Below are 19455 nucleotides of genomic sequence, written 5' to 3'. Positions count from 1 at the left end.
GCCCGGGCCTTGCGGGGGTGCCATGATCGGTGGAGTTGAAAGAGGATCTGGTCATGGCCGTCTTGCGTTTTCTCCTGACCGCGACCGCCTGCGCGGGCGCGGCCGTCGCGATCGGACAGTTCATGGAAAGCGGCGTGTCGCGCGCCGCTGCGACGCCGGTCGACCTCCCCGAAACCTATCCCGAAGCGCCGGTGCTGACCGCCGCCGTCACCGAGATGGCGCCGCGTCTTTCCGGGGCGTTCGACCTGCCTCAGCCGCCGCGCAGCCCCGCCCGGCTGGCGCGACTCGGGCCGGTGCCCGCGAAGGAGGGCTGCGATCTGCGCCTTTCGGCCGAGCCGCGCCCCGGCGCCATCGCGGAGTTGCAGCTTGCCGCGCCCTGCGCGCCGCTGGCCCGCGTCACGCTTCGCCACCAAGGGCTGACCGTGACGCTGCTGACCGATGCGCAGGGCGAGGCCGGGGTGCTGTTCCCGGCGCTCTCGCGCGACGCGGTCTTCATGGCCGAGGCGGGGGGCGCCATGGCGGTGGCCCGCACCGAGCTTCCGGACATGGCCGAATGGCACCGCGTGGCGCTGCAGTGGCGCGATGGCGACGGGCTCTCGCTCCACGCGCTGGCGCCCGGCGCGCGGTATGGCGAGTCTGGCCATGTGAGCCGCGACATGGCACCGGGCGCGGCAGGCGGGGCCTCGATGATCGGGCTTGGCGATCCGGCCGCACCGGCGCCGCGTCTGGCCGAGATCTATAGCGCGCCCGTGGGCGATGCCGCCGCGATCAGCGTCGAGATCGAGGTCACCGCGACGAATTGCGGCAGCCCGGTCGCGGCCGAGCTGGTCCGCGTGGGTGACGCCGAGAGCATCGCCAGCACCGATATCGAAGTCACGCTTCCGGGCTGCGACGCGGTGGGCGAGCTTCTCGTCTTGCAAAACCTCGAGCCGGGACTGACAGTCGCGTCGAGATGACGCCGCAACGCCCCGCACCCCCATCGTTTCAGCAGATCCTGCGCCGCGCGGCCCTCTGGGCCGCGTTGGCGTTCTGGCCGCTTCCGGCGCTGGCGCAGGAGCCGGACACCACCGTGCAGCTCACCTCGCGCAGCGGCTCGCTGCGCCTCACCGGCAGCCTGCTGGGCTATGACGGGCGCTATCTGCGGGTGGCGACCGAGCATGGCGAACTGACGCTGCCCTTGTCGGGCGTGAGCTGCGAGGGCATGGCCTGCCCCGATCCCGAGACATGGGTGCCCGAACTGCGGCTGTCTGGCGCGGCGCGGCTGGGCGAGCTGGTGCTGCCGGCGCTGGTCGACGGCTATGCGCGCGAACGGGGGCTGGCGATCGAAACCGTCGAGACCGATGCCACGCATCGGCATTACGCTCTCGTTGAGGCCGAGGGGGGCGAGACGCGGCTGCGGGTGTCGTTCCGGCTCACCTCGACCGAGGACGGCTTTGCCGACCTGCTCGCCGACGAAGCCGATCTCGCCATGGCCGAGCGGCTGCTCGACGCCGAAGAGCTGGCCCTGGCGCGCGATGCCGGTCTGGGTCGGCTCGACAGCCCCGGGCGGTTGCAGCTGATCGGCCTCGATGCGCTGGTGCCGGTGGTGGCGCCGGGGCGCAGGCTTCGGGCCCTGTCGCTGCCGCAGCTGTCGCGGCTCTATGCGGGCGAGATCACCGACTGGTCGCGGCTGGGCGGTACGCCGGGGCCGGTGCGGCTGCATCTCGGGCCGGAGGCCAGCGGCCAGATGCAGGGCTTCGAGGCGCTGGTGCTGGGCCGCTCGGAGCGCGTCTTGTCGCCCGAGGTGATCCGCCATCCCGACACCGATACGCTGGCCACCGCCGTGGCCGCCGATCCCGGCGGCATCGGCATGCTGCCCTTCGGGCGGCTCGGTACGACGCAGCCGCTGACGCTCGGCGGACCCTGCGGCCTGCGCAGCAACGCCAGCGCCGAGACGGTGATGACCGGGGATTTCCCGCTCACCCTGCCGCTGGTGCTCTACCGCCCGATGCGCCGCCTGCCGGAAGCGGCCGAGGCGTTTCTCGACTGGATTGCCAGCGCCGAGGCGCAGCTGGTGCTGCGCCGCGCCGGGGTGACCGGGCTGGCGCCGCTACCGATTCCGATCGAGGCGCAGGGCCGCCGCCTCGCGGGGGCGGTGCTCGCGGCGGGCGAGGATGTGGGGCTGGGCGAGCTGCAACGGATGCTGCGGGTGCTTGAGCCGCGCCAGCGCCTGTCGACCACCTTCCGCTTCGAGCCCGGCGCGGCGGCGCTCGACGCGGTGTCGCGCAGCCATGTGGTGCAGCTCGCCCACGCGATCCGGGACGGGCGTCACAACGGCGAGTCGCTGCTGCTGGCGGGGTTCAGCGACGGACTCGGCGGGCCCGTGGCCAATCACGACCTGTCGCTGGAACGGGCCGAGGCGGTGCGCGCATCGGTGCTGTCGCTGCTTGGCGGCACGCTGCCCGCAGGCGTGGCGCTCGAGGTCGCGGCCTTCGGCGAGGCGCTGCCGATGGGCTGCGACGACACCGAGACCGGGCGCGGCATCAATCGCCGGGTCGAGCTCTGGGTGGCACCGCTACGCTAGAGCAGCCCTGCGGCGCGAAAGCTGGTCTCGCGCGATTTGCCGATGACGAGGTGGTCGTGCAGCATGATGCCCAAGGCCCCGGCCGCCGCCTCGATCTGCGCGGTCATGGCGATGTCGGCCTCGGACGGGGTGGGATCCCCCGAAGGGTGGTTGTGCACGAGGATCAGCGCCGAGGCGTTCAGCTCCAGCGCCCGCTTGACCACCTCGCGCGGATAGACGGGCACGTGGTCCACCGTGCCGCGCGCCTGCGCCTCGTCCGCGACGAGCACGTTGCGCCGGTCGAGGAACAGCACCCGGAACTGCTCGGTCTCGCGATGCGCCATCACGGTGCGGCAGTAGTCGAGAAGCGGCTCCCAGCCCGACAGCACGGGGCGCGCGATGACCCGGGCGCGGGCCATGCGGTGGGCGACGGCCTCGACCAGCTTCAGGGCGCCGACGACCGAGGGCCCGGCGCCCTCGACCCCGGACAATCGCGGGATCGGAGCCGCGAGGACCCGGTTGAGATCGCCGAACTCGTCGATCAGCTGCCGCGCCAGAGGTTTCATGTCCTGCCGCGGAACCGCGAGAAACAGCAGCAGCTCCAGAAGCTCGTAATCGGGCATCGCCTCGGCGCCGCCAGAGAGGAACCTCTCGCGCAGGCGGCGGCGGTGGTCGGCCATGTAGGACGGCAGGCGACCCTTGGGCAGCGGCGCGATCTCGGCCACTTCGTCGGCGTCGAAGGGCAGGGGGCGCTCGGAGAATGACGGGTCGGGTGCCATGCCCGCGAATGTCTCGCGGGCATGGTTAAGACGGGCTTAAGAGGCTCAGCCCTTCATCGAGTCCCAGAACCCCTTCACGGCGGAGAAGAAGTTCGAACTCTGCGGGTTGTTCTTCTCGCTCGCCTCGTCGAATTCGCGCAGCAATTCGCGCTGCCGCGCGGTGAGGTTCACCGGCGTCTCGACCGCGAGCTCGATGAACATGTCGCCGCGCTGGCCGCCGCGCAGCGCCGGCATGCCCTTGCCACGCAGCCGCATCTGCCGGCCCGACTGGCTGCCCTCTGGGATCTTCACCCGGCTCTTGCCGCCATCGATGGTCGGCACCTCGATATCGCCGCCCAGCGCCGCCGCCGCCATCGAGACGGGAACGCGGCAGTAGAGATCATGGCCGTCGCGCTTGAACAGCTGATGCTCGGCCACGTCGATGAAGATGTAGAGATCGCCCGAAGGACCACCCCTGAGCCCGGCCTCGCCTTCGCCCGCGAGACGGATCCGGGTGCCGGTCTCGACGCCCGCCGGGATGTTGACCGAGAGCGACTTCTCCTTTTCGACGCGTCCCGCGCCCTGGCAGGCCCGGCAGGGATCCTTGATGATCTGGCCGATGCCGTTGCAGGTCGGGCAGGTGCGCTCGACCGTGAAGAAACCCTGCTGCGCGCGGACCTTGCCCATGCCCGAACAGGTCGGGCAGGTGGCGGGCTCGGAGCCGTCGGAGGCGCCGGAGCCGTGGCACTTGCCGCAGGTGACCGAGGTCGGCACCGTCACGGTCTTCTGCATGCCGGCGAAGGCGTCCTCGAGATTGATGCGCAGGTTGTAGCGCAGGTCGTTGCCCCGCGCGGCGCGGGACCGACCGCCGCCACCGCCGCGCTGACCCATGAAATCGCCGAACAGATCGTCGAACACGTCCGAGAAGGCCGAGGCGAAATCGCCCTGGCCACGGAAGCCACCGGCGCCGCCGCCCGGACGCCCGCCCATGCCGCCCTCGAAGGCGGCGTGGCCATAGCGGTCATAGGCGGCCTTCTTGTCGGCATCCTTGAGCACGTCATAGGCCTCGTTGGCGGCCTTGAACTGCTCCTCGGCCTGCGGGTTGTCGGAGTTGCGATCGGGATGCAGCTCCTTCGCCTTGCGGCGATAGGCCTTCTTGATCTCGTCGGCGGACGCGCCCTTGGAGACCCCGAGCGTTTCGTAATAGTCGCGTTTTGCCATAGGATCGTCCTACCTTTCGGAAACGGAAGGAGCCGGCCCGGTCGCCGGGCCGGCTCCTTGGACTAGAGCTCTCGCGGCGCCTCAGCGGCCCCGCTTGTCGTCGTCCAGATCCTCGAAGTCGGCGTCGACGATGCCGTCGTCATCGTTGTCACGCGGCTTGTCGCTCTCGGCGGGCTCTTCCTCGCCGGCCTCGGCCTGGCTGGCCTTGTAGATCGCCTCGCCCAGCTTCATCGAAGCCTCGGAGACGTTCTGGATGCCGGAGCGGATCTTCTCGGGGTTGTCGCCCTCGAGCTCGTCCTTGAGCGCCGCGATGGCCAGCTCGATCGCCTCGACGGTCGAGGGATCGACCTTGTCGGAGTGCTCCTCGAGCGATTTCTCGGTCGAGTGGATCAGGCTCTCCGCCTGGTTCTTGGCCTCGACCAGATCGCGCCGCTTCTTGTCGGCATCGGCGTTCTCCTCGGCCTCGCGCACCATCTTCTCGATGTCCTCGTCGGTGAGACCGCCCGAGGCCTGGATGGTGATCTTCTGCTCCTTGCCGGTACCCTTGTCCTTGGCCGAGACCGAGACGATGCCGTTGGCGTCGATGTCGAAGGTCACCTCGATCTGCGGCATGCCGCGCGGCGCGGGCGGGATGTTCTCGAGGTTGAACTGGCCGAGCATCTTGTTGTCGGCGGCCATCTCGCGCTCGCCCTGGAAGACCCGGATCGTCACCGCGTTCTGGTTGTCCTCGGCGGTCGAGAAGATCTGGCTCTTCTTGGTCGGGATCGTGGTGTTGCGGTCGATCAGGCGGGTGAACACGCCACCCAACGTCTCGATGCCAAGGCTCAGCGGCGTCACGTCGAGCAGCACCACGTCCTTGACGTCGCCCTGCAGCACGCCGGCCTGGATCGCCGCGCCGAGCGCCACCACCTCGTCGGGGTTCACGCCCTTATGCGGCTCCTTGCCGAAGAACTTGGTCACTTCCTCGATCACCTTGGGCATGCGGGTCATGCCGCCGACGAGAACCACCTCGTCGATCTCGGAGGTCGAGATGCCGGCATCCTTGAGCGCCGCCTGGCAGGGCTTCATCGAGGCCTTGATCAGGTCGCCGACGAGGCTTTCCAGCTTGGCGCGGGTCAGCTTCATGACCAGGTGCAGCGGCGTGCCGGTCTTGCCGTCCATCGAGATGAAGGGCTGGTTGATCTCGGTCTGCTGGCTGGAGGACAGCTCGATCTTGGCCTTCTCGGCCGCTTCCTTCAAGCGCTGCAGCGCCATCTTGTCCTGGGTGAGGTCGCTGCCATGCTCTTTTTTGAACTCCTCGGCGAGGTAGTTCACGATGCGCATGTCGAAATCCTCGCCACCGAGGAAGGTGTCGCCATTGGTCGACTTCACCTCGAACAGGCCGTCATCGATCTCGAGGATGGTGACGTCGAAGGTGCCGCCGCCGAGGTCGTAGACGGCGATGGTCTTCGAATCCTTCTTGTCGAGGCCATAGGCCAGCGCCGCCGCGGTGGGCTCGTTGATGATGCGCAGCACTTCGAGGCCGGCGATCTTGCCGGCATCCTTGGTGGCCTGACGCTGGGCGTCGTTGAAATAGGCGGGAACGGTGATGACGGCCTGCGTCACCTCCTCGCCGAGATAGGACTCGGCGGTCTCCTTCATCTTCTGTAGGGTGAAGGCGGAAATCTGCGACGGGGAATACTTCTCGCCCTTCACCTCGACCCAGGCGTCGCCATTGCCGCCATCGACGATCTTGTAGGGCACGAGCTTGCGGTCCTTCTCGACCGCGGCGTCGGACATGCGGCGGCCGATCAGGCGCTTGACCGCATGGATCGTGTTGGACGGGTTGGTCACGGCCTGCCGCTTGGCTGGCTGGCCGACGAGACGCTCGTCATCGGTGAAGGCGACGATCGACGGGGTGGTGCGGGCGCCTTCCGAGTTCTCGATCACGCGGGGCTGCGAGCCATCCATGATCGCGACGCAGGAATTGGTGGTCCCAAGGTCGATGCCGATTACTTTAGCCATGTTCAAAACCCTCTAGCTCTAGGCGGTTTTCCGGTGCGGACCCGTTGAGGCATCTGCCCCGGACAGGAATTTTGCGGCGGGACGGGCCCGTCGCGGATCACTGGGCTATATAGGGAGGGCATTTTCGGGCTGCAACTGGCAGCATTGGCCGAGACGCGCCATTTTGCCGTATGGCCGGAACCGGATGGCGGGAGAGCGGATGAGGGGCGAGGAGATCGAGCTGCGCGGCGTGAAGGTGCTGCCGGGCTTCATCGATGCGGATGCGCAGGCCGCGATGCTGGCGGAGCTGCGCGAGGTGGCGCGCGCCGCCCCGATGATGCGCCCGGTGACCCGGCGCGGCCCGATGAGCGTGCAGATGACCTCCGCCGGCCGGCTGGGCTGGGTCGCGGACCGGCGCGGCTATCGCTACGCGCCGGTGCATCCCGAGACCGGCATGCCCTGGCCGCCGATCCCCGACAGCGTGCTCGGCGTCTGGCGTGCGGTCGCCGGGGTCGCGGTCGATCTCGACAGCTGCCTGGTCAATCTTTACCGTGAAGGGGCGAAGATGGGCATGCACCAGGATCGCGACGAGGGGGATTTCTCCTACCCGGTGGTGTCGATCAGCCTCGGCGACGAGGCGCTGTTCCGGGTGGGATCGGTCGAGCGGGGCGGCTCGACCGCCTCGATCTGGTTGCGTTCGGGCGATGTGGCGGTGATGGGCGGCGCGGCGCGGCTGGTGCATCACGGCATCGACCGGGTCCGGGCGGGGTCCTCGACGCTGATCCCGGGCGGCGGCCGGATCAATGTCACCCTGCGGGTGGTGCGGTAGCAAAACTCTTGCAAGAGTTTTTGCAAAAGCCTTGGAAGGCTTTTGGCGCGAAAGGCTCAGGGGGCGAGCGAACAGCAGCCGGTGCGGAGGCTGGTCTCGGGCGCCGCGCCGATCAGCATCGCCTCGAAGCCGTAGCGGCGCGAGGACATGCCGTCTGAGCATGGCTGGTTCAACACCGACAGGGTCCAGATCGCCCCGCCCGCCGTCACCGCCCCGGCAAAGCGGCCGCGATGGGCGGCGCTGCCCACGAGGTCGGGGGCGGGCACGTCGAAGATCACCTCCTCGGGCGTATCCATGCGCCATGTCGCACCGGTCTCGAGACGCCAGAACGGCTCGGTCCCGAAGCAGGCGGCGAGGGGCGGGATTGCCCCGTCCCATTGCCCGGGGCGACGGTCGAGGAAGGACAGCGCCACCCAGCCGGTGCCCTCCCCGGCATTGACCCGGCCCCAGTGCCCGTCGCGCGACATCTCGATCACCTCGACGCCGCGCGTGTCATGGGCGAGCCTGCCGATCACCTCGTGGCCGGCACCGGGGCCCGAGCGGATGTTGAGCGCGTCATCCGCCGCCACACGCGCCACGTCGAACAGCGCCGGCCAGGCATCGACCGTGGCCGAGACGGGCGCGGCCCAGAGCCCGAAAAGCAGCGCCAGCCACCTCATCGTCCGGCGCTCCAGCTCGCGGAGGCGCGCTTGCGGGTGAAGAACTCGGCCATCATGCCGATCGACACCAGCGCCAGCCCGACCCAGAGCGGGTAGAGGGCCGAGGTGAAATGCGGCGTGTAGTTGAGAAAGACATGGCCGCGCGCCTGATCGATCGCGTGGAACAGCGGGTTCCAGTCGAACACCGGCAGCAGGTAGCCGGGCAGCGTGTTGGCGACGAACATCTTGCCCGAGGCGATCATGTTGGTGCGGGCATAGACCGAGACGCCGATCTGGGTGAATTCCGGCAGCCAGGGCTTGATCGCCATGAAGATCATCCCGACGCCGACGCCCGAGAACCACGCGACCAGCAGCATGCCCATCGCGCCGACGGGGTCGTCGATCTCCACCGGCGTCACCAGCACGTGGTAGAAGAACAGGATCACCAGGAGCGACAGCAGCTGGATGTAGAGCGCGCCCAAGGCCGCCGCGGAGATGGTCACGGCGGTGTTGAGCGGCGCGTGCTTCATCATCGACGAGGCCGGGCCGTCGGCCTTGACCACGGCCGTCACCGCCTTGGTATGGGTCAGGAACAGGAAGATCCCCGACATCAGGTAGAGCAGGAAATCGCCCCTGAGCCCGGCGCCGCGCGCGCCGATCAGGGTGAACATCAGGTAGAAGGCGAGCACGAAGATCACCGCCTGCACGATGTTCAACAACAGCCCGGCCAGCGCGTTGCGATGGCTCCGGCGCACCTCGCGCACCGTGGAATGATAGATCAGCTCGGCCAGTCCGGCGGCGCGTCTGCCGGTGCCACGGGGGCGCTCGCTTTCGAACATCTGACCTCGCTTGGCGGCCGGCGGGGCCGGCGACGAATTTCTTGCCGATCTTCAGACGGGACATCATAAGGATATCGCTCCGCCTATCAACTTTGCACGAAGCGGATGACGATTTCGGGGCACCACATTGTTGAAAGGGACGATTGCATGGATTTCGAACGGCTGATGCAGGTGATGCGCACCCTGGCCATCGAGGCGGGCGAGAAGATCATGGAGATCTATGACGGCCCCGATTTCGACGTCCGCGCCAAGGGCGACGACAGCCCCGTCACCGCCGCCGACGAGGCCGCCGACGCGCTGATCTCGGCCGGTCTGCGCGAGGCCTTTCCCGACCTGCCCCTGGTCACCGAGGAGCAGGCCGACAGCCATGGCCAGTCCGTCTCGACCTTCCTGATCGTCGATCCGCTCGACGGCACCAAGGAATTCGTGCAGCGCCGCGGCGATTTCACCGTCAACATCGCCCTGGTCGAGGACGGCCAGCCCACCCGCGGCGTCGTCTACGCCCCCGCCAAGCAGCGCCTGTTCTACACCGATGCCTCCGGCGTCTCGGTCGAGGAGCAGGGCCCGTTCGACGCCCGGACCGCCGGCGCCACGACGCCGATCTCGGTCTCGGCGCCCGAGACCTCGCTGCGCGTCGTCGCCTCCAAGAGCCACCGCGACGCCGCCACCGACGACTATATCAACAAGTACGAGGTCGCAGACATGAAGAGCGCGGGATCCTCGCTCAAGTTCTGCCTCGTAGCGACCGGCGAGGCCGATCTCTACCCGCGGCTCGGCCGCACCATGGAATGGGACACGGCCGCCGGTCACGCGGTGCTGGCGGGCGCGGGCGGCCGCGTGGTCCGTTTCGACGATCACACCCCGCTGGGCTATGGCAAGCCGGGCTTCGAGAACCCGTTCTTCATCGCCCATGCGCCGGGCGTGGAACTGGCGAAACCCTGATGTCCGTGCTGATCGTCATCCCCGCGCGCTATGCCTCGACCCGCTATCCCGGCAAGCCGCTGGTCGAACTCAGGGGCGCCACCGGCGAGGCGCGCAGCCTCGTCCGCCGCTCCTGGGAGGCGGCGCGGCAGGTGTCTGGCGACCCGCGTATCGTCGTCGCCACCGATGACGAGCGAATCCGCGACCATGCGGAGGGCTTCGGCGCCGAGGTGGTGATGACCTCGGAAGCCTGCCGCAACGGCACCGAGCGCTGCGCCGAGGCGTTCGATGTGCTGGGCGGTGGCTTCGAGATCGTCGTGAACCTGCAGGGCGACGCGCCGCTGACGCCGCCCTGGTTCGTGGAGCGGCTGATCGAGGATCTGCGCGACCACCCGGTGGCCGAGGTGGCCACGCCGGTGCTGCGGGCCGACGCGGCGGCGCTGCGGGGATTCCGCGAGGATCGCCGCGCCGGCCGGGTCGGCGGCACCACCGCGGTCTTCGGTGCCGACAACACCGCGCTCTACTTCTCAAAGGAAGTCATCCCCTACACGGGCCGCGACGATTACGCCGCCGACGAGGCGACGCCGGTGTTCCACCATGTCGGCGTCTATGCCTACCGCCCCTCGGCGCTCGCCGCCTATGGCCGCTGGCCGCAGGGGCCGCTGGAGACGCTCGAGGGGCTGGAGCAGCTGCGCTTTCTCGAGCGTCGGGTGCCGATCCTCTGCGTCGAGGTCGAGGCGCGGGGACGGCAGTTCTGGGAGCTGAACAACCCGCAGGACGTGCCGCGGATCGAGGCGATGCTCGCCGAGATGCGGGTGGCGTGACGCCGGGGCGCGTCAGCGTCGTCATCGCCAGCCGCGGCCGCGCATCGGCGCTGCGGCTGTGCCTCACCGCCTTGGCGCAGAACCGTCACCCCGCCTATGAGGTGATCGTCGTCACCGATGCCGAGGGCGAGGCCACGCTGGCGCCATGGGGCGACCGCATCCGGGTGCGGCGTTGCGACGAGGCCAATATCAGCCTCGCGCGCAACATCGGCATCGAGGCGGCGGCGGGCGAGGTGGTGGCCTTTCTCGACGATGACGCGCTGCCCGAGCCGGGCTGGCTCGCCGCGCTCACCTCGCCATTCGCGGACGAGACGGTGGCGGCGGCGGGCGGCTTCGTGCGCGGCCCGGGCCATCTGGGCTGGCAATGGCGGGCGCGGGCGGCCTTCGCCGATGGCAGCTGCCGCGACCTCGTCATGGAAAGGGACGAGACCATGGTGCTGCGCGGCCGGCTCGGGCGCGGCATCAAGACCGAGGGCACCAACATGGCGCTGCGCCGCTCGGTGCTCGCCGCGATGGGTGGCTTCGATCCGGCCTACCGGTTCTATCTCGACGAGACCGACCTCAATCTGCGCCTCGCGGCGCTGGGCGCGCGCACCGCCGTGGTGCCGGGGGCGCAGGTCCATCACGGCTATCTCGAGAGCCCGCGCCGCCGCCATGACAGGGTGCCGCGCGACCTGTCCGAGATCGGCGCCAGCCTGGCGGTGTTCCTGCGGCGCCACGGCGCCCGGCTCGACGGCAACGCCCGGATCGAGGCCGAGCGCGCGGCGCAGCGGCGCAGGCTCTTGCACCACATGCAATGGGGCCGGATCGCACCGAGCGATGTCGGGCCGCTGATGGCCGGCTTCGATGCCGGCGTCTCCGAGGGACGGCTGCGGGAGTTGAGGCGGCTGTCGCCGCTCGACGAGCCGCCGCCGCCCTTCGCGCCCCTGCACGACGACATGCCCGATATGCCCAGCGTCTGGCTGTCGGCCCGGCCCTTCACCGCGCGGGCGCAGATGGCCGAGGCCGCGACGCTCGCGGCGCGCGGACACGTGGTGACGCTGCTGGTGCTGTGGCCCGATGCCCGGCGCCACCGGCTGCGCTTCGATCCGCGCGGCGTCTGGGTCCAGTCGGGCGGGCTGTTCGGGCCGTCGCTTCCGGGTGACCCGGCCTTCCGCTACTGGCGTTTCGCCGAGCGCGCGGCCTTCGAGGAGGCGCGTCAGAGAGCGCTGCGCGACCCCGCTGCCGGTGGTGCGGTCTGATGCGATGAAACCGTCATTGTAATCGCGTGTTCTGTGATAGACAGATGTGACAGCACATCGTGATTTCGTTTTCTACGCCTCCGCTTTTTCGGAGTGGCGACCCAAAGGACCTAGACAGATGACACAACGCGTGACCAAGGCCGTCTTCCCCGTTGCAGGACTTGGAACACGTTTCCTTCCGGCCACCAAATCGGTGCCCAAGGAAATCATGACCCTCGTCGACAAGCCGTTGATCCAATACGCGATCGACGAGGCCCGCGCGGCCGGGATCGAGGAGTTCATCTTCGTCACCGCGCGTGGAAAATCGGCGCTCGAGGACTACTTCGACCATTCCCCCGAACTGGAAACGCGTCTGGCCGAGGATGGCAAGCAGCAGCTGCTCGACGTGCTGAAATCGACCTACATGCCGTCGGGCGCCATCGCCTATATCCGCCAGCATCAGGCGCTGGGCCTCGGCCATGCCGTGTGGTGCGCCCGTCACCTGATCGGCGACGCGCCCTTCGCGGTGATTCTGCCCGACGACGTGATCGCGGCCGACAAGCCCTGCCTGCAGCAGATGGTCGAGGCACATCGCGAAACCGGCGGCTGCATGGTGGCCGCGATGGAGGTGCCGAACGAGCGCACATCCTCCTACGGGGTGCTCGACGTCGAACCGGGCGAGAGCAATTCGATGAAGGTACGCGGCATGGTCGAAAAGCCCAAGCCTGCCGACGCGCCTTCGAACCTCGCGGTGATCGGGCGCTACATCCTGTCGCCCGAGGTGATGCACCACCTCGATTCCGGCGAGAAGGGCGCGGGCGGCGAGATCCAGCTGACCGATGCGATCGCCAAGGAAATCGACGGGCCGCGCGGGGTCTATGGCTACCGTTTCGCGGGCGAGCGCTACGATTGCGGCTCGAAGGCGGGCTTCCTGCAGGCGACCGTGGCTTTCGGCCTCGCCCGCGAGGAACTGCGCGACGAGTTCGGCCAGTATCTCAACGAGGTCATGGGGCTGCGCAACGCCGCGCAGTAATCGCCCCGCAGGCGGATACCCGGCCGCATGGGCGCGCCCAAGGCGCTGGTTCTCGACCTGACGCGGCTCGCGAGCCGCGCCGGGCGGACGAGGACCGGCGTCGACCGGGTCGAGCGGGCCTGGCTCGATGCCTGCCTCGCCGAAACGCGGCCGGTCTTCGGACTGCTGCGTACGCCGATCGGTTTTCTGCTTCTCGATCGCGCCGGGCTGGCGCGCTTTGCGGCCGCGTCGGATACCGATGAATGGGGCGCAGCGGGACGCGTGGCATCGCTGTTTCGCAAGCTGGATCCCCCCCGGCGCGCGGCGCAGGGCCATGTTCGTCGCCATGCCCTTGCCCGCAGCACGCGGCCCGGGCTCGAACGGATGCTGCGCCGTCATCTGCCGCCCGGTGCACTCTATCTCAATACCGGCCATGCCGATCTCGACGACCGGGTGATGCGGGCGATGCGGGGTGTTGGCGCGCGGAGCGCGGTGCTGCTGCACGACACGATCCCGCTCGATCTGCCTCGGGCCGCGCGGCCCGGCACGGCGGAGGGCTTTGCCGCGAAGCTCGACGTGGTGGCGCGCCATGCCGACCGGGTCATCGTCACTGCCCGGACCACGGCTGCGCCGGTGACGGCGCATCTGGCCGGGCGCGGTCGCCTGCCCGAGATCGTCGTGGCGCCGCTGGGCGTCACACCGGCCCGGCCCGACCCCACGGCCCTGCCTCCGGGGCTCGATCTGGAAGCGCCCTTCATGGTGGCGCTGGGCACCATCGAGCCGCGCAAGAATCACGCGCTGCTGCTCGACGTCTGGGAACGGCTGGGGCCGCAGGCGCCGCGGTTGCTGATCTGCGGGGCGCGCGGCTGGAACAATGCCGAGGTATTTGCCCGGCTCGACCGGGGCGTGGCCGGCGTGACCGAGTTTCCGGGCCTGTCGGACGCAGCGATCGCGGCGCTTCTGGAACGGGCGCGGGCGCTGGTCTTTCCCTCGCTGGCCGAGGGTTACGGGCTGCCGCCGTTGGAGGCGCTGGCGCTGGGCTGCCCGGTGATATGTGGCGATCTTGCCATCTGCCGCGAATTGCTCGGGGACCGCGCCGTTTACTGCGACCCGACCGATCGCTACCAGTGGGAGCGGGCGGTCCGGGCGCAGACCGCGATCTCCGCAACCCCGCCTCGTCTCGACCCGCCCAGCTGGGAGGCCCATGTCGCCCGTGCCCTGGACGGGCTGTAAGACGCGGATCGCGAGGAGGGGCAGGCGCGTGAAGGCCTGGCAGGCATATCGGCTGAGACTGCAACGCAGGCGCTGGCGGCTGCGCGCGCTGCGCAAGCGACGCGAGCTGTCGGTGGTGGCCGACCGCACCGAAAAGATCCGCCCCGCCGACATCCTCGTGCTGACCACCCTGCGCAACGAGAACGCGCGGCTGCCGCATTTCCTCGACTACTACCGGGGGCTCGGGGTGGGCCATTTCCTGGTGGTCGACAATGGCAGCACGGATGGCGGCGCCGAATATCTCGCGGCGCAGGAGGACGTGTCGCTGTGGCGCACCGAGGCGAGCTACAAGCGCGCGCGCTTCGGGGTCGATTGGCTCAACTGGCTGGCGCGCCGCCATGGCCATGGCCATTGGTGCCTGACCGTCGATCCCGACGAGCTGCTGGTCTATCCGTTTTGCGATACGCGGCCGCTCAGGGCGCTGACCGACTGGCTCGACGCGTCGTCGATCCGCAGCTTCGGGGCGATGCTGCTCGACCTCTACCCGAAGGGGCCGATCGGCGCGCAGCCTTACGCACGCGGAGACGATCCGCTCGACATCGCCTGCTGGTTCGATCCCGGCAATTACAGCCTGTCGCGCAACGCGACCTACGGCAATCTGTGGATTCAGGGCGGGCCGCGGGCGCGCAGCTTCTTCGCGGACGACCCCGAACGCGCGCCCGCGCTCAACAAGATCCCGCTGGTGAAGTGGGACCGCCGCTTCGCCTATGTCAGCTCGACCCACATGCTGCTGCCGCGCGGGCTCAACCTCGTCTACGACGAATGGGGCGGCGAGAAGACCTGCGGCATGCTGCTCCATACCAAGTTTCTCGACGGCTTTTCCGACAAGGCCCACGAGGAGCTGCAGCGCCGCCAACATTACGCCGCAAGCGCCGAATACAAAGCCTATGCCGCCGCGCTTGAGGCGGAGCCCGAGCTGTGGTGCCGATGGAGCGAAAGATACATCAACTGGCGTCAGCTCGAGGTGCTGGGGCTGATGTCGCGGGGCAACTGGACATGAGCTTCGGGGTCGTCATCCTGGTGCACAACGCGCTGGACCGCGCGGCCCAGGTGATCCGGCACTGGGCGGATGCGGGCTGCCCGGTGGTGGTGCATGTCGACCGCGCCGTGCGTCGCGCCCGGTTCGACCGGTTTCGCGCGGAGCTCGGCGATCTTTCCGACCGGGTGCTTTTCTGCTCGCGCCACCGCTGCGAATGGGGCGGCTGGGGCATCGTCGCGGCGACCCAGTCCGGGGCGGAATTGCTGCTGGAACGGTTTCCAGGCCTGGGACACGTCTATCTGGCTTCTGGCTCCTGCGTGCCGCTGCGCCCCGTGGCGGAACTCGACGCCTTCCTCGCCGGGCGGCCCCGCACCGATTTCATCGAGAGCGCCCGGGTCACGCAGGTGCCCTGGACCGTGGGCGGCCTGTCCGAGGAGCGCTTCACGCTGCGCTTCCCGTTTTCCTGGAAACGACGGCGCTGGCTGTTCGACCGTTACGTCGCGCTGCAGCGCCGGCTCGGGGTGCGTCGGAGACTGCCCGCCGGGTTCGAGCCGTATATGGGTTCGCAATGGTGGTGCCTGTCGGCGGCGACGCTGCGCGCGATCCTGTCGGATCCGCAGCGCCCCGAGATCGACCGCTATTTTCGCCGGGTCTGGATTCCCGACGAGAGCTATTTCCAGAGCCTCGCGCGGCGCTGGGCGACGCATATCGAGAGCCGATCGCTGACGATGTGCAAGTTTGATTTTCAGGGCAAGCCGCACCTGTTCTACGATGATCACTTGCCATTGCTGCGCCGCTCGGGCTGTTTCGTGGCGCGCAAGATCTGGCCCCGGGCGCAGGCGATCTACGACGAGATGGCCGCGGGCGGCCATCCGGCAGGCGAGGCCGCGCCTTCGCCCGCGCGCATCGACCGGGTCTTTGCCGAGGCGACCGAGCGGCGGGTGCGCGGCCGGTCGGGTCTCTACATGCAGAGCCGTCTGCCGAATCCGGGCTGGGAGAACGGCTTTACCGCCGCTCCCTATGGCGTGCTCGAAGGCTTCGCCGAGCTGCATGACGGCTTCACGGAGTGGTTCGCCCGCGCCAGCGGCGCCACTGTGCATGGCCATATCTTCGCACCGGAGCGGGTCGAGTTCGCGGATGGCGCGACGGTCTGGCGCGGCGCCATGTCGGACAACGCGGCGCTGCGCGACCATCAGGGGCGGCGCTTTCTCACCAACCTGATCTGGAACGGGCGCGGCGCGAGGCAGGTGTTCCAGTTCGGTCCGCGCGACAGCCAGCGGGTAAGCTGGGACATCGCCAAGGACCCCAATGCCAGGATCGGCGTCATCTCGGGGGCTTGGGCGGTGCCGCTTCTCCGTTCGGGCCGACCGGCGGCACGGCTATGCGATCTGGCGGCGCGGCTTCAGCAGGTCGAGGCCGATCACCTCGCGGCGCTGCGCTCGCCCCATGCCAAGGCGCGGATCCGCGTCTGGACGCTGGCGGAATTTCTCGAGGCGCCGGCCGAGGCGCTGGCGCTGATGCTGTCGGACATCGCGCCGGGCCGCGCGGGAGCGCCGCCGCCACCGCCCGCCATGGTGCCGCTCGACGGGCTGGGACGGTTCCTGCAGGAGATGCGCAATCTCGGCATGCATCCCTATCTGACCGGCGACATTCCGATCGAACCGCCGGCGCCGCGCCGACCTGCGCCGCGGCCCTACCTTGTGAGACCCCATGCCTGAATTCGACAGCTTCGTGGTGCTCGCCGAGATGCGCACCGGCTCGAACTTCCTCGAAGCCAATCTGAACGCGCTCGACGGCGTGCGCTGCCATGGCGAGGCGTTCAACCCGCATTTCATCGGCAGCCCGCAGGACCCGCCGATCCTCGGGTTTGATCGCGCCGCGCGCGATGCCGATCCCACTGCGCTCCTGGCGCGGCTGCGGGCGGCACCCGGTCTCAACGGGTTTCGCTATTTCGGCGATCACGATCCGAGGCTCTTCGGGCCGATCATGGACGAGCCGCGCATCGCCAAGATCGTGCTGACCCGCAACCCGCTCGATTCCTATGTCAGCCACCGCATCGCCGCGGCCACCGGGCAGTGGAAGCTTACCGATGCGCGCCATGCCCGCGCCGCGCGCATCCGTTTCGAGCCGGAGGGATTCGAGGCGCATCTGCAGCGGCTGCAAGAGACGCAGATCCGGATCATGGGGGCGCTGCAGCGGAGCGGCCAGACCGCCTTCTACGTCGATTACGCGGATCTGCAGGATGTCGAGGTCCTGAACGGCCTCGCGGCCTGGCTCGGGGTGACGGGGCGGCTCGACGCTCTCGACCGGGGGCTCAAGAAACAGAACCCCGGCCCGATCGCGGACAAGGTCGAGAATGTCGAGGAAATGCAGGCGGCATTGGCGCGGATCGACAGGTTCGACCTGCACCGCACACCGAATTTCGAGCCGCGGCGCGGCGCGATGGTGCCGGGCTACATCGCCGCCGCGACCACGGGGCTGTTGTGCCTGCCGCTGACATCGGGGCCCGAGGCGGCGCTTCGGCATTGGCTCGAAGCGCTCGATGGCGCGCCGGTCCGCGAGGGGTTCACCCAAAAGACGCTGCGCGACTGGCGCCGCGCCCATCCCGGGCATCGCAGCTTCGCGGTGCTGCGCCACCCGGTGGCGCGGGCCCATGCCGCCTTTTGCGACCGGATCCTGTCCACGGGCCCCGGCTCTTATGGCGAGATCCGCGACACGCTGCGTCGCCGCCACGGGCTTCCCATTGATGCGGCCGCGAACGGGCCCGACCCCGATCCGGCGCGGCACCGCGCGGCCTTCTTGCAGTTCGCGGGCTTTCTGAAGGCCAATCTCGGCGGCCAGACCGCGCTCCGCGTCGATGCGGCATGGGCCAGCCAGAGCGCGCTGTTGCAGGGCGCGGCCTCGGTCGAAAGTCCGGATGCGGTGTTGCGCGAGACGGAGCTGGCGCGCGACCTGCCCTGGATCGCCGCGCAGCTCGGGCGCGAGGCGCCGCCATGGCGGCCCGCACAGGGCCCGCAGGAGGCCGCGCTCGTGGCGATCTACGATGCCGAGGTCGAACGGGCGATTCGCACGGTCTATGCGCGCGATTACGATCGCTTCGGATTCGAGGATTGGCAGCCGCTGCCCGGCTGAGGGCCCCGGAGAATCAGGCGGCCTGTATCGCCGGGCCCTCGGTGAGGATCGCGTGCAGCGTGCCGATCTCGGCATTGGCGCGCAGCTTCTGGCAGGTGGCGGCGTCGCGCAGCGTGCGCGACACCAGCGCCAGCGCTTTCAGGTGCTCGACGCCGCTGCCATCCGGCGCCAGCAGGCAGAAGACGAGGTCCACGGGCTGGCGGTCGATCGAATCGAATTCGAGGGGCTTTTCCAAGCGGATGAACAGGCCGCGCACCCGTTCGAGCCCTTCGAGCCGAGCATGCGGCAGCGCCACGCCATGACCGACGCCGGTCGGACCGAGGCCTTCGCGCTCGAGCAGCGCCTCGACCACGCGGCCCGAGGGCAAGTCGTAGCAGCTCTCGGCGAGGTCCCCGAGATCCTGGAACAGGCGCTTCTTGGAGCTGGTGGAGGCCAGCATCTTCACGCCCTCGGAGGGTAGGATCTCGGAAATCTGCATAGGGAATCCCCTGTCTGCGAGGCGGGCTCGGAGAGCCAGGATCTGGCGCCCTCCTAGCCGATGTTGCGCGGGTCGATCCAGCCGAAATTGCCGTCCTCGCGGCGATAGACCACGTTGATCCCGCTATGCTTCTCGTTTCGGAACACCAGCACCGGCGCATCCGCCAGCTCAAGCTGCATCACCGCTTCACCGACCGAGAGCTCGGGAATCTTCGATTCCATCTCCGCGACGATCATCGGTGCCAGGCCGTCCTGCTCGGTCTCTTCATTGTCTCCTGACGCGGCGAGGATATAGGAGCCCGCGAGGGATTGTTCAACCGGGTTCGGGCGCGCCTTGTGGTGGTCCTTCAGGCGGCGCTTGTAGCGCCTGAGCTGCTTGTCCATCTTCTCGCAGCAGGCCTCGAAAGCGGCGTAGATCTCGGTGGCGCGGCCGGTGGCCTGGGCGTTCAGCCCGGTGGACAGATGCACCACGGCTTCGCAGACATGCTCATGGCCGGAGCGCGAGAACACCACGTTGGCATCGGTCGGGCGACCGGCATATTTGCCGACGGTCGCGCCCAGTTCGGTCTGCACATGTATCTGCAGCGACTCGCCGATCTCGATCTGCTTGCCGGTGATCTGGTAGCGCATGGACGTCTCCTTTGGGGGCACGGCTCCGCGAAGCGGGCCTCGGGCTCGCGTCGCTCAGGGGCCGGCAAGGGGTGAGGATGGGCAGGGCCCGCGCTGTCCGCGCGCCGTGCGGCCCGTTGCGTCGGAGCCGTCTGAAGCTGTGGACAAGGGTGTCTGGCCTGCGTCATCGAGTCCCATC

At 69.0% G+C, this 19455-nt stretch carries 18 protein-coding genes; 11 read left to right on the top strand and 7 right to left on the bottom strand.

All coding sequences use genetic code 11. The annotated features are described in order from the left end of the window. Positions 1 to 53 precede the first annotated feature (53 nt). Both O4G76_RS10490 and O4G76_RS10485 read left to right on the top strand, forming a co-directional pair. Entirely contained in the window at positions 54 to 956 is a 903-nt protein-coding gene (locus O4G76_RS10490) for a hypothetical protein (RefSeq protein ID WP_269397284.1), read from the top strand. Further along, positions 953 to 2563, top strand: coding sequence for a phosphate ABC transporter substrate-binding/OmpA family protein (locus O4G76_RS10485; RefSeq protein WP_269397283.1), 1611 nt, complete (start codon positions 953 to 955; stop codon positions 2561 to 2563). Before O4G76_RS10490 ends, O4G76_RS10485 begins: the two co-directional genes overlap by 4 nt. Here O4G76_RS10485 and radC read toward each other — a convergent pair. The 3 genes from radC to dnaK form a co-directional block, all read right to left on the bottom strand. Beyond that, a complete protein-coding gene (gene radC, locus O4G76_RS10480; protein WP_269397282.1) occupies positions 2560 to 3321 on the bottom strand; it encodes a DNA repair protein RadC in 762 nt (253 codons plus the stop codon). The two genes, O4G76_RS10485 and radC, sit on opposite strands and share 4 nt — an antisense overlap. Positions 3322 to 3366: 45 nt before the next feature. Beyond that, positions 3367 to 4521, bottom strand: coding sequence for a molecular chaperone DnaJ (dnaJ, locus tag O4G76_RS10475; RefSeq protein ID WP_085895274.1), 1155 nt, complete (start codon positions 4519 to 4521; stop codon positions 3367 to 3369). A gap of 81 nt (positions 4522 to 4602) precedes the next feature. Next, positions 4603 to 6525 carry a molecular chaperone DnaK gene (gene dnaK / locus O4G76_RS10470; RefSeq protein ID WP_269397281.1) on the bottom strand — a complete coding sequence of 641 codons (1923 nt, stop codon included), beginning with the start codon at positions 6523 to 6525 and terminating at the stop codon, positions 4603 to 4605. A 199-nt stretch (positions 6526 to 6724) separates the two neighbouring features. Between dnaK and O4G76_RS10465 the strand changes: the two genes are divergently transcribed. Beyond that, on the top strand, positions 6725 to 7333 hold the full coding sequence (locus tag O4G76_RS10465; protein WP_269397280.1) for an alpha-ketoglutarate-dependent dioxygenase AlkB: 609 nt from the start codon (positions 6725 to 6727) through the stop codon (positions 7331 to 7333). A gap of 56 nt (positions 7334 to 7389) precedes the next feature. Here the strand turns inward: O4G76_RS10465 and O4G76_RS10460 are convergent, their stop codons facing one another. After that, positions 7390 to 7992 (bottom strand): SH3 domain-containing protein, encoded by a 603-nt coding sequence (locus O4G76_RS10460; protein ID WP_269397279.1) that lies wholly within the window; start codon positions 7990 to 7992, stop codon positions 7390 to 7392. Continuing rightward, entirely contained in the window at positions 7989 to 8810 is an 822-nt protein-coding gene (locus tag O4G76_RS10455; RefSeq protein WP_269397278.1) for an ABC transporter permease, read from the bottom strand. The genes O4G76_RS10460 and O4G76_RS10455 overlap by 4 nt, the downstream gene beginning before the upstream one ends. Positions 8811 to 8957: 147 nt before the next feature. On the opposite strand from O4G76_RS10455, the gene cysQ reads away from it, so the two are divergent. From cysQ to O4G76_RS10415, 8 genes are all read left to right on the top strand, one after another. Further along, on the top strand, positions 8958 to 9752 hold the full coding sequence (cysQ, locus tag O4G76_RS10450; RefSeq protein WP_269397277.1) for a 3'(2'),5'-bisphosphate nucleotidase CysQ: 795 nt from the start codon (positions 8958 to 8960) through the stop codon (positions 9750 to 9752). Continuing rightward, positions 9752 to 10555: a 3-deoxy-manno-octulosonate cytidylyltransferase gene (locus tag O4G76_RS10445; protein ID WP_269397276.1), complete on the top strand. Its 804-nt coding sequence runs from the start codon at positions 9752 to 9754 to the stop codon at positions 10553 to 10555. Before cysQ ends, O4G76_RS10445 begins: the two co-directional genes overlap by 1 nt. Then, on the top strand, positions 10552 to 11796 hold the full coding sequence (locus tag O4G76_RS10440; RefSeq protein WP_269397275.1) for a glycosyltransferase: 1245 nt from the start codon (positions 10552 to 10554) through the stop codon (positions 11794 to 11796). The genes O4G76_RS10445 and O4G76_RS10440 overlap by 4 nt, the downstream gene beginning before the upstream one ends. Positions 11797 to 11914: 118 nt before the next feature. Further along, positions 11915 to 12808 (top strand): UTP--glucose-1-phosphate uridylyltransferase GalU, encoded by an 894-nt coding sequence (gene galU / locus O4G76_RS10435; RefSeq protein WP_269397274.1) that lies wholly within the window; start codon positions 11915 to 11917, stop codon positions 12806 to 12808. Between the two features lie 27 nt (positions 12809 to 12835). After that, a complete protein-coding gene (locus O4G76_RS10430) occupies positions 12836 to 14020 on the top strand; it encodes a glycosyltransferase family 1 protein (protein WP_269397273.1) in 1185 nt (394 codons plus the stop codon). A gap of 28 nt (positions 14021 to 14048) precedes the next feature. Continuing rightward, complete coding sequence (locus O4G76_RS10425; protein WP_269397272.1) at positions 14049 to 15059, top strand: glycosyltransferase family 2 protein; 1011 nt, start codon at positions 14049 to 14051, stop codon at positions 15057 to 15059. Next, positions 15056 to 16756 (top strand): beta-1,6-N-acetylglucosaminyltransferase, encoded by a 1701-nt coding sequence (locus tag O4G76_RS10420; protein WP_269397271.1) that lies wholly within the window; start codon positions 15056 to 15058, stop codon positions 16754 to 16756. The genes O4G76_RS10425 and O4G76_RS10420 overlap by 4 nt, the downstream gene beginning before the upstream one ends. Beyond that, positions 16749 to 18170, top strand: coding sequence for a nodulation protein NodH (locus tag O4G76_RS10415; protein ID WP_269397270.1), 1422 nt, complete (start codon positions 16749 to 16751; stop codon positions 18168 to 18170). Before O4G76_RS10420 ends, O4G76_RS10415 begins: the two co-directional genes overlap by 8 nt. A 13-nt stretch (positions 18171 to 18183) precedes the next feature. Here the strand turns inward: O4G76_RS10415 and O4G76_RS10410 are convergent, their stop codons facing one another. Continuing rightward, a complete protein-coding gene (locus tag O4G76_RS10410) occupies positions 18184 to 18648 on the bottom strand; it encodes a PTS sugar transporter subunit IIA (RefSeq protein ID WP_085895299.1) in 465 nt (154 codons plus the stop codon). A 53-nt stretch (positions 18649 to 18701) separates the two neighbouring features. Further along, positions 18702 to 19277, bottom strand: coding sequence for a ribosome hibernation-promoting factor, HPF/YfiA family (gene hpf, locus O4G76_RS10405; RefSeq protein ID WP_085895300.1), 576 nt, complete (start codon positions 19275 to 19277; stop codon positions 18702 to 18704). Between the last annotated feature and the right edge of the window lie 178 nt (positions 19278 to 19455).

Source organism: Limimaricola sp. G21655-S1, assembly GCF_027213785.1.
GTDB lineage: Bacteria > Pseudomonadota > Alphaproteobacteria > Rhodobacterales > Rhodobacteraceae > Limimaricola.
This window is presented reverse-complemented; position numbering and strand designations above follow the sequence as displayed.